Source organism: Frankia sp. CeD, assembly GCF_000732115.1.
Taxonomy (GTDB): domain Bacteria; phylum Actinomycetota; class Actinomycetes; order Frankiales; family Frankiaceae; genus Frankia; species Frankia casuarinae.
In genome coordinates this window covers 87,997-103,574 of record NZ_JPGU01000007.1, presented here as the reverse complement: position 1 = coordinate 103,574, position 15,578 = coordinate 87,997, and the positions used below count along the sequence as shown (strand labels likewise).

Genomic DNA, 15,578 nt, shown 5'->3' with positions numbered 1-15,578 from the left:
TGGCGCCGGGTACCCGGCGCCATGGGGCGGACATGGTCCGCATCGTTGACGCGCCCGGTCGGCCACCGGACACATCACAATGACTGCATGAACCTCGACGCAGCCACTGAGTTCGTACGCGATCACCACCGGGCGGTGCTCAGCACCACCCGCCGGGATGGCACGCCCCAGATGTCACCGGTCACCGTCGGGGTGGACACCGACGGCCGTCTGCAGATCAGCAGCCGGCTCACCGCCTACAAGGTCCGCCACATCGAGCGGGATCCGACCGTACGGATCTGTGTGTTCCCCGATGAGTTCTTCGGGCCCTGGGTGCAGATCAACGGAACCGCCGAGATCGTCCGGCTACCGGCGGCGATGGACCTCCTGATCTCCTATTACCGAGACATCGCGGGTGAGCATCCCGACTGGGACGACTACCGGGCGGCGATGATCCGCGATCAGCGATGCATCATCCAGATCACTGCGCGGTCGGCGGGGCCGGACGTCTCGGGCTGAGGACCAGGCTTGAGGACACCCGCTATGCGCGCGCCCTGACCACGCGCGCCCTGACCCTGCCCGCCCTGACATGATCATCGGCAGGACCCGGCCCCACGACGGACCCGCGCGCTACTGCCGCAGCTTGGAGAGCAGGCGCAGCGTCTCCAGGTAGACCCAGACGAAGCCGATCAGCAGGCCGAATCCCGCCCGCCACGCCTCGGAACGCGGCGCATGGGACGCGATCGCCCGCTCGATGTAGTCGAAGTCGAGGATGAACTGCAGGCTCGCGACGCCGAGCACAAGCAGGCTGAACAGGATGCCGAGCGGCGTCGCATCGTTGATCACCGGCAGGTGGCTTCCGCTGGTGGCCCTGATCACGAGGTCGGTCAGGCCGAGGAGCACGACCCCGAGGAGCACGCCGAACACGATACGGGCCATCCGGGGGGTGGCCCGTAGCCGACCACTACGGTAGGCGACCAGCATCGCGACGAAGATCAGACCGGTCCCGAGCAGGGCCTGCGGGATGATGCCGTTGAAGGCGTTCTCGTAGTAGCGCGAGACCGCCCCGACCGCCACCCCTTCGATCAGGGCGAAGGCGATGATGAGCGGCGGACTGATCAGGTTGCGAAACGAGACGAACAGGCTGATCGCCAGGGCGACGAGGCCGGCCCCCAGCGCGATGCCGGGCGAGTCCGGCGCGAGGGCCCAGCCGACCGCGCCACCGACCGCCAGCAGCGCGAACAGCCCCAGCGTGTGCACGACGACGTCGTCGATCGTGAGGGTGGTGGGCTGGCGGTAGTGGCTCGCCAGCTCCTCGGGGGTCGGCGTGGGAGGAGACGCGAACCCACCGCGACGGAACGCGGGGTTCGAGGAACGAAGGTCGGCCATGGAGCCGGCTCCTCTCGGTCGCCTCCGGGGAGGCATCACCCTCGGTGACTACAGCCTACGTCACCGTCTGGAACGTTCCTTGGGATACGGGAGTTCCCGGCGCACCGGGACACGGTGGATGGCGACAAGGCATCGCGGCGCACGTCCACGCGCGCATCCTCACAGCATCCCACAGCGACGAAGCCTTCCCCTCCTCGGCCGCGGTTCATCGGTCAGATGCCCGGATGACCGAGAAAGGATTGTGCCGGTGGTCGGAGTCGAACCGACACTCGAGCTGTTTTTAGGACAGCCTCCTCTACCAGTTGGGATACACCGGCTCGTCTACATCGCTGATGTTTCTACCACGCTACGTAGGGTCTGGGAATAACACATGCGGAAAAAGTGGTCCGGAGATGGCGGCACGACCGAAAGCGTGACTCATCGTGACGAGGATGCCAACTGTTCGCCATCCCCTTCGATCGGTGGACAGCTCAGATCGCTAAAAGGCGGGTCCACCGTCGGGTTTGGTCCTGACGGCCAGAGCGGAGACGCGGGAAAACACCCCCACCTAAGTGCCGTGAAGCCACGAGGGCCGGTGAACCATCGCAACCGGGCGACGATTCACCGGCCCGCAGGCTCCCGGCGTCCCTACCGTCACACGCCGGCCATGGTGCCGCCGGGCGCTCAGTTCACGTGCCGCGCGGACCGGGCGTCCGGCTCCGGCCGCGGGAGATCCTGCCGGTCGGTGCGGCCCGGACGACATCCTCACCCGGGGACGCGGCCTCACCACCCTCGGCCTCACCGCCCTCGGCATCGCCGGGCGAGTCGGCTGCGACGGCGGACGCGGGGGCGCGAGTGGTCCCGTTCCGCCCGGTCGTCGTGACCGGAGTGCCGGGCGTGCCTGGGGAGATGGCCGCGGCGAACGCGGACGGCATCGCCGCCCGNCGGAACTCGGCCCGGGGATCGGCGAAGGATCCGAGCGAGACGATCTCGCGGCGGAAGAACAGTGCCAACGACCAGTCCGCGACCACCCTGGTCTTGCGGTTGAGGGTGGGAACCCTGCTCAGGTGGTACGTCCGGTGCATGAACCAGGCGGGCCAGCCGCGCAGCTTGACCCCGTAGACCTCGGCGACACCCTTGTGCAGGCCCAGGGACGCCACGCTGCCGGCATAGCTGTGCTCGTATGGTTCGAGGGGCTCGCCGCGCAGCTCGGCGAGGATGTTGAGGGCCAGCCGGCGAGCCTGGCGGACGGCGTGCTGGGCCGAGGGACCGGTCGTGACATCCTCGCCCCTGGTCAGGTCGGGCACGGCCGCGCAGTCACCCGCGGCCCACGCGTCACCCACCCCGTCGATCTGCAGGAAGACGGTCGCGCGCACCCGGCCTTGATCGTCCAAGGGCAGATCCGTGTCGGCCAGCATCGGGTTCGCCCGCACCCCGGCCGTCCACACGATGGTGCCCGCGTCGAACTCCTCACCGTTATTCAGCACAACCCGCCCACCGACCAGGCTCTCCACCCGCGTGTTCAACCTGACGTCGATGCCCCGGTGCTCGAGCTGCCGGAGGGTATAAAGCCCCATTCCGGGTGAAACCTCGGGAAGAATACGGCCGGCGGCTTCAACGAGGACCCAACGCATATCCGTCGGTTTCAGATCAGGATAGAAAGAACACGCATCGCGGGCCATGTCCTCCAACTCGGCAAGAGCCTCTATTCCGGCATACCCTCCGCCGATGAAGAGAAAGGTCAGCGCCCGGCGCCGGACCGCGGGATCGGTCACCGAGGCGGCCGCGTCCAACCGGCTGATGACCTGATTACGGAGATAAATGGCCTCGGCCGCGCTCTTGAAGCCGATGCCCTGCTCCGCGAGCCCTGGGATTGGCAGGGTTCGCGCCACCGATCCCGGACACATCACCAAGATGTCGTACTTAAGATCAAATTTCTCGCCAAGGGATGGTTTGATCACGGCGGTCCGTGTCCCATGCGACACCTGAAGCGCGCTTCCGCTGACAACCCGACAGCCCTTCAGCACCTTACGTAGCGGCACCACCACGTGCCGTGGCTCAAGGTTGCCGGCCGCCGCTTCCGGGAGGAAAGGCTGATAGGTCATGTACGAGTTGGGCTCGACGACTGTGACCAATGCCTCGTCCTGGCGCAGCTTCCGCCGCAGCCGCAGGGCCGTGTACATGCCGACGTATCCTCCGCCGACGATGAGGATGTGCGGTGGTTGCCCGTAGCCCATGGCAAAAACGTACCCACGAGGGCCGTGTTACACCCTGGTCCCGGGCTGGCCGCCCAGCTTTTTTCGTGACGCAGGACACGAATACCGGCGGTCTTCGGCCCGTGGTGCCGATGCGTGGGGACCGTGTTCCNGCTCACCTTCTGTGTCGACGGCCACAAGGACAAAGACTTACCCGGCCCGCTCAACCACTTCCGCGAGCTCCGCCGCCGTGCCAAAAATCGTGTCAAGCATCACTTCGGTGACCCGACCGGTGAAGGTGTTCTGCTGGCTTGGGTGATAGCANCCAACGACCGACACCCCGGATACGGGAAGTTCGACCCGCACGCCGTGCCCGAACGACACCCGGCGCGGAGGAACCGGGAATCCGGCCTGGACCAGGGCGGGCCACAGGGCGGACCAGGCGAATCCACCGAGGACGACGATGACCCGCAGGGTGGACCGGACAAGCTCCAGGTCACGCACCAACCAGGGCCGACAGGTGTCACGCTCCGTAGTGGTCGGCTTGTTCGCGGGCGGAGCGCAACGGACGACGGCGACGATGCGCGTGGCCGTCAGACGCTGACCGTCCCCGGCGGACACCGAGGTCGGCAGCGCCGCCAGCCCGACGCGGTGCAACGAGGCAAACAGCCAGTCGCCGCTGCGGTCCCCGGTGAAGATGCGTCCGGTGCGGTTCCCTCCGTGGGCCGCGGGCGCCAGACCGATGACGAGGATCCGGGCGTCGCCCGGGCCGAACGAGGGCACCGGACGCCCCCAGTAGGCCTGCTCGGCGAAGGCCGCCCGCCGCACCGCCGCGACTTCTTCCCGCCAGGTGACCAGGCGCGGGCAGGCCCGGCAGACGGACATCCGGGCATCGAGCTCCCGGGTGCCCGTCGCGTCGGCGGCCAACGCGCGGACCTCGCCCGGCGTGGCTGCGACCGGTGTGTCGGCGGCGGCGAGGTCCCCCGGCCAACCGCTNCCCGGTCGCACCGGACCCCCTGACCGCACCGGGCCCCCTGACCGCACCGGGTCACCCGTCCCGTCCGTCNCCCCGCCCCACCGGTCCTCCTACAGCTGGTCCTCATACCGACGGGCCGGCGGTGACGGGCGGCGCCGCCCGCCCGGGCCCGGTGGCCGGGGCGCCCGGCGCGGCGGCCAGGGCCAGCGCTATCCCATCGAGGATGTCGCGTTCGCTTGCCACCACCGCCGCGGCGCCCGTTCGCTCGACCAGGGTGCGCAGCACGAGCGCGCCGGCGGCGATGACGTCCACCCGACCCGGGTGCATCACCGGCAGGGCCGCGCGCTGGTCGTGCGTCATCCTCAGCAGCCGGTCCGTGACCTGCGCGACCTGCTCCGCCGTCGTCACGGACAGGTGGATGCGGGTCGGGTCGTACTCGGGGAGATCAGCCGCGAGGGCGGCGACCGTGGTGACGGTCCCCGCGACGCCGACCAGCGTCGCCGCCTCGGTCAGGGGCACGGTACGGGCGGCGAGGTCGAGTGCCGCGTGCACGTCGGCGACGATCGCCGCGGCCTGCGCGCCGGTCGGCGGATCATCGTGCAGGTGCCGCTCCGCCAGCCGCACGCATCCGACGTTCACCGAACGGGCGGCCCGCACCCCGCTCACGTCCCCGAGGACGAGTTCGGTCGAGCCGCCGCCGATGTCGGCGAGCAGGATCGGCGTGGCGACCGGCCCCGTCGGCGCGCCCTCGACCGAACCGGCAGACGAACTGGCGTCGAACGAACCGGCGTCAAACGAACCGGCTCGGCCGACGAGGTCACCGATGGCGCCGCCGAAGGACAGGGCCGCCTCCTCGTTCCCGCTGATCACCTCGGGGTCCACACCGAGGATCGCGCGGACCCCGGCGACGAGCTCATGGCGGTTGCGCGCGTCGCGGGTCGCGCTCGTGGCGACCATCCGCACCCGTGAGGCTCCCAGCCGCTCGATCTGCTCGGCATAGTCCCGCAGCGCGGTGAAGGTGCGGGCGAGCGCCTCCGGCGCGAGCTCACCGGTCCGGTCGACCCCGGCCCCCAGCCGGACGATCTCCATCTGGCGGGTCAGCTCGTGCAGGGTCGATCCCTCGACGTCCGCCACCAGCAGACGGATCGAGTTGGTTCCACAGTCGATCGCGGCGACCCGACTCACGGTCTCTCCTCCCCGGTCAAATCCCCTATCGGATCTCTTTCGGATCCCCCGTCGGGTCCCCTGCCGGATCCCCTGTCGAACGACTGCCGGTCGGTCCGTCGCCCGCCGCCCCGCCGCCCGGGGCGGGTCCGGGCGCCTCGGCCTCGTCAACGCCCGGACATCGGCCACCNGCCACGCACGGCCCCCNCCGACCCCAGTCGGGAACAGCCGCAAGGGCCTCGTCACCGAACGGATTGACTCCCGGACCCACGGCGAGACTGTGCGCTACGAGGACGTGCAGGCACTTGACCCGATCGGGCATGCCACCCGCGCTCGGAGCGGCGGGCAGCACCTCGTGCGCGTCGCGCCGGGCGAGGNAGTCCCGGNGGGCGACGGCGTAGGCGGCGGCGAGCCGCGGATCCTCCGCCAGCCGGGCTGTCATCTCGCGCATCACCCCGACCCCCTCCAGCCGCGAGATCGCCGACGCAGCCCGGGGGCAGGTGAGGTAGTACAGGGTCGGGAAGGGGGTGCCGCCGGCAAGCCGCGGTGCGGTCTCGACCACGTCGGGAAGACCGCACGAGCAGCGATGGGCCACCGCGAGGACGGCTCGCGGCTCGCGGGAGAGCTGACGGCGCACGATCTCGAGATCCTCGGCCGTCACCGCCGGTGCCATACTCACCCCCTCGCCGTCATCGCCGTCATCACCGTCCGCCAAGCCCGTTCCTTCGCCGCACCGGGGTCGGGGCTCCCGCCCCGTGACCGCTACGGCGTCGAGATCTCCGACCAGAGTCGGGCGTACCAGGCCGAGCCCCCGGACGACCCGCCGCGGGTCTCGTCGCCGTCCTTGGTGGGTGCCGGTTTGATCGGCATCAGGTACGCCCGCTCACCGGGCTTGACGTAATGCAGCCGACGGCGCGCCTCGTCCTCGACCCAGGCCTGGTCGTCGTAGCGCTCGACCGTCGCCCGCAGCTCGTTGACCCTCGCCTGGGCCTGCGCGTTGGTCCGGCTCAGCTCGGAGAGCTTGGCCTGCTGCTGCAGGTACAGCCGCAGCGGATAGGCGAGGGTCAGGACCAGCACGCAGATCACGACGGCGAGCAGGGTCGCCCTCGTGGTCAGCGCGGTGTTCCGCGGCGGCATGGGATCAGCCGGCTTGCCTGCGGCGGGGGNANGCGGCGGCGCCCGCGTACCGGGNCGCGNCGTCGAGTTCCTCCTCGATGCGCAGCAGCTGATTGTACTTCGCGACCCGCTCCGAGCGCGCCGGGGCGCCGGTCTTGATCTGACCGCAGTCGACCGCGACGGCGAGGTCGGCGATGGTGGTGTCCTCGGTCTCGCCGGACCGGTGGGACATCATTGCCCGGTAGCCGCTACGGTGGGCCAGGTTCACCGCGTCNAGCGTCTCGGTCAGCGTGCCGATCTGGTTCACCTTCACCAGCAGGGCGTTTGCGGCCTTCAAGGCGATCCCGCGAGCCAGCCGCTCCGGGTTGGTCACGAACAAGTCGTCCCCGACGAGCTGCACCTTGCCACCGAGCCGCTCGGTGAGCGCCACCCAGCCATCCCAGTCATCCTCGGCCAGCGGGTCCTCGATGGAGACGATCGGGTAGGCGGAGACGAGCTCGGCATAGTAGTCGCTCAGGTACTCGGCGCTACGCGAGTTGCCCTCGAAGGTGTACGACCCGTCCGCGTAGAACTCGGTGGAGGCAACGTCCAACGCCAGGGCGATGTCCGTCCCCAGGGCGAAGCCGGCCTTGTCGATCCCCTCGGCGATGAGGTCGAGAGCCTCCCGGTTGGTGGGCAGGCTCGGCGCGAAGCCGCCCTCGTCGCCCACGCCGGTCGCCAGGCCCCGCGCCTTCAGCACGCTCTTGAGCGCATGATAGACTTCCGCACCCCAGCGCAGCGACTCGGCGAAGGTGCTCGCGCCGATCGGAGCAATCATGAACTCCTGAATGTCGACGTTGGTGTCGGCGTGCGCACCACCGTTGAGGATGTTCATCATCGGCACCGGGAGCAGGTGCGCGGTCGGACCTCCCAGGTACCGGAACAGCGGCAGGCCGCTCGACGCCGCCGCCGCCTTGGCCACCGCCAGGCTGACCCCGAGCAGGGCGTTGGCGCCGAGGGCCGACTTGCCCGGGGTGCCGTCGAGGTCGATGAGCGTCGCGTCGAGAAGACGCTGCTCGGTGGCCTCCAACTCCATGATCGCCGGACCGATCCGGTCGATCACCGCGGCCACGGCCTTGGTCACGCCCTTGCCGCCATAGCGGTTGTCCCCGTCGCGCAGCTCGACGGCCTCGAAGGCACCGGTGCTCGCCCCGCTGGGCACCGCGGCGCGGCCCAGCGTGCCGTCCTCCAGGACGACCTCGACCTCGACGGTGGGGTTACCGCGCGAGTCAAGGATCTCGCGGGCTCCGACGGCCTCGATAGACGGCACGGCTTCGACCTCCGGTATGCGCTCTGACACGGAACGATGACGCGGTGGCAGCAGCGGACCGCCACAGGCCGGTGACCGGAAGCCACCNCCCCGCGGCAGGCCACCGGGGCAGACCCTGATGGCCTGCCGCGGATCGTGGCGCGGGACGAGCGGTGCCGTCCGGACGAAACCGGTCGCTGCGAGACTACCGTCGCCCCACGGCGACGCGACGCCGGTCCCGGCCCGGCGCGGCGCGTCCATTCACCCGCGGCGGGTCCGTTCACCGGCCACCCGACGGTCATTTCACCGCCTGCCTGGCCGTCGGGCACCCGGGCGTCGATCCTCCCGCGGACGGCGGTGTCACGCATCCCACAGGCCGGCGAGTTCGTTGTGGGCCACCGGTGCGGACCGGCTAACCGATCCGCCCGATCGGCGGCATGACCAGCGGACCGGCCGAGGGCAGACCAAGCCGCGCCGCCAGCGGTGCCAGCGCCCCCCAACCCGGGACGAAGCCGGCACCGGGACCAGCGCCGAGCAGGCCCAGGGCGGACCCGGCCACCGACCCGGCCACCGACCCGGCCACCGACCCGGCCACCGACCCGGCCACCGACCCGGCCACCGACGCGGCGGCCCCGCGGTCCTCGCTGGACTTCGGCGACCGGACCCGTTCCAGCACCGACGGCTTGGGCGTCAGCCGCACCCGCGGAGTCTCACCGGCCGGCAGACCGGCGCGCGACCAGGCGAGTTCGATCGCCTGCGCCAACCCGCCGAGGACGTCCACCAAGCCGTGCGCATGGGCGTCCGCGCCGGTCCACACCCGGCCGCGGGCCAGCTGGTGCGCCTGGTCCCGGGACAGCCCGCGAGCGACCGCCACCTTGTCAACGAAGTCGGCGTAGACCCGGTCCAGGAACTCCTCCAGTTTCTCCCGCTCCCCCGGGGTGAAGGGCCGCCGCGGCGACATCATCAGCGCATGCTCGCCCTCCGCGACGGCACCGAAGCCCACTCCCACCTTGTCGAGCAGCCCGCTGATCACCTGCTTGCCGGCGAACACCCCGATCGAGCCGGTCAGCGTGCCGGGGTTCGCCACGATCGCATCGGATGCCAGGGCGACGAAGTAGCCACCAGAGGCCGCCACGTCACCCATCGAGACGATCAGCGGCCGGCCGCTGGCCCGGAACCGCTCGGCCTCCCGGCGGACCAGGTCGGAGGCGACGTAGGAACCCCCAGGGCTGCTCACCCGGAACACCGCCGCCGCCACCGCGGGATCACGCGCGGCGGAACGGAAGGCCGCCGCGGTGGCCTCCGCTGCGAGCACCGGCCCGGAGAACGGACCCGGGGCACCGTGTCCGAGGACGACCGGCCCGGTCCCATGGATGAGCGCGATGACCGACTTCTTCGGGTCTCGATGTGGCGCCGTCACGGAGGGGGCCAGCGCACTCGTCCCGCTGCCCGCGGCCTCGTCCGGGTGGAGGTGGGCCTCCCCGGCGCCGTCGGGACGGGAGCCGTCCCGATCATCGGGAACCTCGCGGAAGAAGAAAGCCGCCGGACCGCCGGCCGCCAGCGCCGCCACGCGAAGCGCCGGGAACTTCTCCCGCCGCTCGGCGGACCGCCGGTAGGCGGAGGCGTACATCAAAACCGGCTCCGCGCCGGACCCGCGGCGCGCATCCTCCCGGCCCGCGCCCTCCCCGTCACCCCCGAATCCGGCCGACGGCCCCCGCGTCACCCGTTCCCGTGCCGCCGCGTACACCTCGTCGCGGTAGCCGAGACGGTCGACGAGACCGGTGTCGAGCGCGACGGACCCGGCCAGCGGTCCGAGATCGATCAGACGCCGAACCCGGTCGGTGGACAGCCCGCGTCCCTCGGCGATGCCGGCCACGATCTGGTCAGAGCTGGACTCGATGATCCGGCTGACCGCCTCCAGGTGCGCCGGGGTGAAGTCCCGCTCCACCAGCGTGTTGACGGCGTTCTTGTACTCGTACCGCTGGCCGATCTCGACGGAGATACCGAGCCGGTCGAGCGCTCCCCGCAGGAACGGCGCCTCCATCCCGAGACCGGTCAGGCCGCAGTCACCGGGCGGGGCGAGCCAGATCTCGTCGAACGCGCAGGCCAGATAGTAGGGCGCCGTGCCGCCCCCGAACTCCCCGAAGGTGTCCGCGTAGGCGATGGCGGTGCCACCGGCCGCACGAAACGCGGCGATCGCGGCGCGAATCTCCTGGATACGTGCCAGCGGCATCCCGCAGGCGGCGATATGCGCGACCACGATGGACACCCGGGGATCCTCGGTCGCGTACCGTAGGCCTTCGACGACATCCCGCAGGGTCGTCCGACGCCGGGCGAGCGCCAGGGTGATCGGGTCGGTGGGGACGCCTTCGATCGGGTCGACCGTCAGATCGAGTTCAAGGACGATCGGAGCCGTCCGCCGCGCCGCGATCNGGCGGACGTCGGCCAGCGCCTTACGTGGGATGGCAGCCATGCCCTCAGAGGCTAGCCTTCCCCCGCACGGCGCCTCCGGCGCAGTGCGGGGACCCCTGGCATCGGGCGCCGTACGGGGTCTCCGTCGCCTCGCCTTCGGCGAACCTCCTGGGACAACCCTCAAAGAACCCACGGCGCCTCCGGCGCAAAGAACCCACAGCGCCTCCGGCGCAGTGCGGGGACCCCTGGCGCCGCCGGAAAATAACTTCAAGTTTTGATCTTGGTCTTGCCGGTGCGATGCGCGAGGCCCGCCGCGGTGGGTGCGGTGATCGGTATCCGCGGATCAGACGGTTCCTCCCGACCGTTTCGCGTCGTCGTGCAGCCCGCCGACGAACGACTCCGCGACGCTGACCTGCTCCCGAAGCGTGGAGAGTTTTTCCTCCGCGAGTACCACCCAGGTGCCAAGCCGCTCCTGGAGCTCGGCCCGGACGCCCGCGGCGAGGTCGGGCTCGGCGAGCTCATCACGAAGGGCCAGCAGCGACCGTATCTCCTCCAGGGTGAACCCCAACGGTTTCATCTTCTTGATGAGGAGCAGCCGCTCGATGGCGTCGTCGTCGTAGAGACGAAATCCCCCTACGGTCCGACCTACCGGCGCGAGGAGCCCTGACTCCTCATAGTAGCGGACTGTTCGCAGGGAGAGGCTGACCCGCTCCGCAACGTCCCCGATCTGGTAAACGTCGCCACGGGTCGTGTTCGATCCCGAAACACCACGGCGCTTGGTGGACAACTCGGCCCTTACGTTAGGGTAGATATTGGACGACCGGACCGGACGATTTTGGGCAACCGGACCGGACGTCAGGCAGTCGACTGTACGTCGCTCGGCGATGTGGCGCCCCCTTCGCCGAAGCGGGCGGGACGGGGGAGTGCGGGGCGCCCGAGCGTGCCGTCCGTCGTCCGGTACCGACCGGACCGCGTTGCCGGAAACGTGAGATGCGTCACGTCGGAGCCGTCGCGCTCGCCGATGCGGCCCTGCGGCCGTGTCCACGGCGTCCACCCGGCCGGCCCCGCGTTCGTATGGACGCGCACGTTACCGCGGCCCCGACGAACATGGCGCCGGTCCGAACGGGAGGAGGGTGGGTTGCCGGGGCGGGTGGGAAGGTTGTCGTAGGCTGGACATATCGTCTGTGCCGACAGGGCTGAGCCGATCGAGGTCGATCCGGTATCAAGGTTGACCCGTATTAAGGTCGGCTCGGCATCAAGATCGATTGGGTATCGAGGTTGACCCGCTGCCGGCGCCTGCGGACCGGGGCATCGCCGGGCGGAAGCGTCGTGTGGAGCGGGGCCGGGCCGGACGGTAGATCAGGGCCGGATCGGCCTCGCCGTGTCACGTCGTCGGATCCCAACCATCGGATCCCAACCAACCGAGAGGCACAGGGACGCACCCCATGACCCTCGCGCCGTTGCTCGACGCGCTGATCGCCCGTCCCGGCGGGGACCCTGCCCTGGGCCGGGCGATCGGCGCGGTCGGTGAACCGGTCCTCGACCTCGCTGGTCCCGCGGCGTTGCGGCCCTTCGCCGCCGCGGCCCTGGCGGTCGGGGCCGACCGGCCGGTCCTCGCTGTCGTGGCTACCGGCCGGGAGGCCGAGGATCTGGCGTCGGCGCTCGGCAGCCTGCTCGGTCCCGATGTGGTCACGGTCTTCCCGAGCTGGGAGACCCTGCCCCACGAGCGGCTGTCCCCCCGGGCTGACACGGTCGGGCAGCGCCTCGCCGTGCTGCGCCGGCTCGCGCATCCGGCGAGCACCGGTCGGCCGCCACTGCGGATCGTGGTCGCGTCGATCCGTGCGGTGTTGCAACCCCAGGTGGCCGGGCTCGGCGAGCTCGCACCGGTCACCCTCGCCGAGGGCGATACGGCCGACCTCGACGGCGTGGTGACGCGGCTGGTGGACATCGCTTATCACCGGGTGGACCTGGTCGAGCGGCGCGGCGAGATCGCCGTGCGCGGCGGCATCCTCGACGTCTTCCCGCCCACCGAGGAACATCCGCTGCGGGTCGAGTTCTTCGGCGATGAAGTCGAGGACATCCGCCGGTTCTCCGTGGCGGACCAGCGGGCGCTACCGGAGGATGATGGCGCGACCGGTGGTGGCCGTGTCCTGTTCGCGCCGCCGTGCAGCGAACTGCTACTGACCGCGCAGGTGCGGGCGCGGGCCGCGGACCTCGCGACGCGCCACCCGGAGCTGCTGGACCTGCTCGACAAGATCGCCGACGGCATCCCCGTGGAGGGGATGGAGGCGCTCGCCCCGGTACTCGTCGACGCCATGTCACTACTCCTGGACGATCTGCCGGCCGGCACCCACGTGCTGGTCTGCGATCCCGAACGGGTCCGTTCGCGGGCGAGCGAACTGGTGCGCACGAGCCAGGAGTTCCTCGACGCGNCGTGGAGCGTCGCGGCGCTGGGTGGCGGCGCGCCGATCGATCTCGGCGCGGCCGCCTACCGATCGATCATCGAGGTCCGCGAGCGTGCGGAGGATCTCGGCCTGCCGTGGTGGTCGGTCACTCCCTTCATGTCGACCCCGGCAGGCAGCGACCGGGAACCGGCGGGCACCGGGCTGACGGGCGCCGCCTACGACGGGACCGAGTACGGCGACAACTACGGCGACAACTACGGCGACAACACGGTGGTCGCCAGCCTCCGGCCCGCGCCGATCTACCACGGGGACACCGCGGCGGTCATCGCCGACGTCAAGGGCTGGCTCGCCGAGTCCTGGCGAGTGCTGCTGGTCACCGAGGGGCACGGTCCGGCGCAGCGCCTGGTGGAGATGCTGCGCGACGCCGACCTGGGCGCCGGCCTCGCCGAGGAGGCCACGCTCACTCCGGGCGTCGCCATAGTCACCTGCGGTCGGCTCGCCACCGGCTTCACCAGCGATACTTTGCGCCTCGCCGTTCTTACTGAAAGCGACATCGCGGGTGCCCGCGGGGTGAGCACGAAGGACATGCGGCGCATGCCGAGCCGGCGGCGCAAGGGCATCGATCCGCTCGCCCTGCTCCCCGGGGACATGGTGGTCCACGACGCGCACGGCGTCGGCCGCTACGTCGAGATGGTCACCAGGACCGTCGCGGGCGCCAAGCGGGAGTACCTTCTGCTGGAGTACGCCCGGGGCGACCGACTGTATGTGCCGACCGACCAGCTTGAACAGATCACCCGGTATGTCGGGGGTGACGCGCCGAGCCTGGACCGCATCGGCGGCGCCGACTGGGCCAAGCGCAAGAGTCGGGCCCGCAGGGCCGTCAAGGAGATCGCCGGTGAGCTGATCCGGCTCTACAGCGCCCGGATGGCTGCTCCCGGGCATGCCTTCGCTCCCGACAGTCCCTGGCAGCGTGAGCTGGAGGACGCCTTCCCGTTCCGAGAGACACCCGATCAGCTCGCCGCCATCGACGAGGTCAAGGCCGACATGGAGAAGCCGGTCCCGATGGACCGGGTAATCTGCGGCGACGTCGGCTACGGCAAGACCGAGATCGCGGTGCGGGCCGCGTTCAAGGCGGTGCAGGACGGCAAGCAGGTCGCGGTGCTGGTGCCCACGACGCTGCTGGTCCAGCAGCACTTCCAGACCTTCTCCGAGCGTTACGCCGCATTCCCGGTGGTGGTGAAGGCGATGAGCCGGTTCAACTCGCCCGCCGAACACAAGGCGGTGCAGGAGGGGCTCGCTACCGGCAGTGTCGACGTGGTCATCGGCACCCACCGGCTGCTGTCCGGGGAGAACCGCTTCAAGGATCTCGGCCTGGTGATCGTCGACGAGGAGCAGCGCTTCGGTGTCGAGCACAAGGAGCAGCTCAAGAAGATGCGCACGGCGGTGGACGTGCTCACGATGAGCGCCACACCGATCCCCCGCACGCTGGAGATGTCGATCACCGGCATCCGGGAGCTGTCGACCATCGACACTCCGCCCGAGGAGCGGCACCCGGTGCTGACCTCGGTCGCCGCCTACGACGCCCGTCAGGTGGCCGCGGCGATCCGCCGGGAGCTGCTGCGCGAGGGGCAGGTCTTCTTCATCCACAACCGGGTGGAGACGATCGACCGGGCCGCCGCCCGGCTGCGCGATCTGGTTCCCGAGGCGCGGATCGCCACCGCCCACGGCCAGCTGCACGAGGACGCGCTTGAGCAGGTCATGGTCTCCTTCTGGGAGAAGAAGTTCGACGTGCTGGTCTGCACGANGATCGTGGAGTCGGGCCTGGACATCTCCAACGCCAACACCCTCATCGTCGAGCGGGCCGACGTGTTCGGCCTGTCCCAGCTGCACCAGCTGCGCGGCCGGGTCGGGNGGGGCCGGGACCGGGCGTACGCCTACTTCCTCTNCCCGCCGGACAAGCCGCTGACCGAGACCGCCCACGACCGGCTCGCCACGATCGCCCAGCACAACGACCTTGGTGCCGGAATGGCCGTGGCCATGAAGGACCTGGAGATCCGGGNAGCGGGCAACCTGCTCGGCGGCGAGCAGTCCGGGCACATCGCCTCGGTCGGGTTCGACATGTACGTGCGGATGGTCGGCGAAGCGGTGGCCGAGTACCGCAGGGAGGGGGTCGAGGAGCCCCCGGAGGTCAAGGTCGAGCTGCCGGTCGACGCGAGCCTGCCGCATGACTACGTGCCGAGCGAGCGGCTGCGGCTGGATGCCTACCGGCGGCTGGCCGGCGCCGCCACGGACGCCGACATCGACGAGGTGCGTGGCGAGCTCGTGGACCGGTTCGGTCCGGTGCCCGAACCGGTCGAGAACCTGCTGGCCGTCGCGGGCCTGCGGGTGCTTGCCCGGCGCTTCGGCGTCACGGAGATCATCACCGCCGGTCGCCAGATCCGGTTCGCTCCGCTGGAGCTGCGGGAGAGTCAGACACTCCGGCTGACCCGGCTCTACCGGGGCGCCGTGGTCAAACCGGCGGTGCGGACCGTACTCGTTCCCGCGCCGACCGAGACGGGGCGCATCGGTTCCCGGCCATTGCGGGACCGGGCCCTGCTCGTCTGGGTCGGCCAGCTCCTGCATGCGGTCGCGGGCGACTCGGTCGCCGCCGCGGCGGCCTCGATCTGACTCCTGGC

At 70.6% G+C, this 15,578-nt stretch carries 11 protein-coding genes and 1 tRNA gene; 2 read left to right on the top strand and 10 right to left on the bottom strand.

Going from position 1 to position 15,578, the window contains the following annotated elements:
* The first annotated feature begins 87 nt into the window (after nt 1–87).
* Complete coding sequence (locus CED_RS07085; protein WP_023840079.1) at nt 88–498, top strand: PPOX class F420-dependent oxidoreductase; 411 nt, start codon at nt 88–90, stop codon at nt 496–498.
* Nucleotides 499–609: 111 nt separating this feature from the next.
* On the opposite strand, the gene CED_RS07080 is transcribed toward CED_RS07085, so the two are convergent.
* The 10 genes from CED_RS07080 to CED_RS07035 form a co-directional block, all read right to left on the bottom strand.
* Nucleotides 610–1,368, bottom strand: a complete 759-nt coding sequence (locus tag CED_RS07080) for a Bax inhibitor-1/YccA family protein (RefSeq protein WP_023840078.1) — start codon at nt 1,366–1,368, stop codon at nt 610–612.
* 242 nt (nt 1,369–1,610) lie between these two features.
* A tRNA-Leu gene (locus CED_RS07075) sits at nt 1,611–1,685 on the bottom strand.
* A 351-nt stretch (nt 1,686–2,036) separates the two neighbouring features.
* Nucleotides 2,037–3,584, bottom strand: coding sequence for an NAD(P)/FAD-dependent oxidoreductase (locus CED_RS07070; RefSeq protein WP_011438292.1), 1,548 nt, complete (start codon nt 3,582–3,584; stop codon nt 2,037–2,039).
* Nucleotides 3,585–3,752: 168 nt separating this feature from the next.
* Nucleotides 3,753–4,550 carry a uracil-DNA glycosylase gene (locus CED_RS07065; protein WP_023840076.1) on the bottom strand — a complete coding sequence of 266 codons (798 nt, stop codon included), beginning with the start codon at nt 4,548–4,550 and terminating at the stop codon, nt 3,753–3,755.
* 91 nt (nt 4,551–4,641) lie between these two features.
* Nucleotides 4,642–5,703 carry a Ppx/GppA family phosphatase gene (locus CED_RS07060; RefSeq protein ID WP_011438294.1) on the bottom strand — a complete coding sequence of 354 codons (1,062 nt, stop codon included), beginning with the start codon at nt 5,701–5,703 and terminating at the stop codon, nt 4,642–4,644.
* 25 nt (nt 5,704–5,728) lie between these two features.
* Nucleotides 5,729–6,355, bottom strand: coding sequence for a DUF501 domain-containing protein (locus tag CED_RS07055; protein WP_035909393.1), 627 nt, complete (start codon nt 6,353–6,355; stop codon nt 5,729–5,731).
* Nucleotides 6,356–6,444: 89 nt separating this feature from the next.
* Nucleotides 6,445–6,819 (bottom strand): septum formation initiator family protein, encoded by a 375-nt coding sequence (locus CED_RS07050; protein ID WP_011438296.1) that lies wholly within the window; start codon nt 6,817–6,819, stop codon nt 6,445–6,447.
* 4 nt (nt 6,820–6,823) lie between these two features.
* Entirely contained in the window at nt 6,824–8,107 is a 1,284-nt protein-coding gene (eno, locus tag CED_RS07045) for a phosphopyruvate hydratase (RefSeq protein ID WP_035909390.1), read from the bottom strand.
* A gap of 391 nt (nt 8,108–8,498) precedes the next feature.
* Nucleotides 8,499–10,559: a S49 family peptidase gene (locus tag CED_RS07040; protein ID WP_035909326.1), complete on the bottom strand. Its 2,061-nt coding sequence runs from the start codon at nt 10,557–10,559 to the stop codon at nt 8,499–8,501.
* Nucleotides 10,560–10,841: 282 nt separating this feature from the next.
* Nucleotides 10,842–11,285: a MerR family transcriptional regulator gene (locus tag CED_RS07035; RefSeq protein WP_011438299.1), complete on the bottom strand. Its 444-nt coding sequence runs from the start codon at nt 11,283–11,285 to the stop codon at nt 10,842–10,844.
* Nucleotides 11,286–11,943: 658 nt separating this feature from the next.
* Here CED_RS07035 and mfd point away from each other — a divergent pair.
* Nucleotides 11,944–15,570 carry a transcription-repair coupling factor gene (gene mfd, locus CED_RS07030; RefSeq protein ID WP_035909325.1) on the top strand — a complete coding sequence of 1,209 codons (3,627 nt, stop codon included), beginning with the start codon at nt 11,944–11,946 and terminating at the stop codon, nt 15,568–15,570.
* Nucleotides 15,571–15,578: the final 8 nt, after the last annotated feature.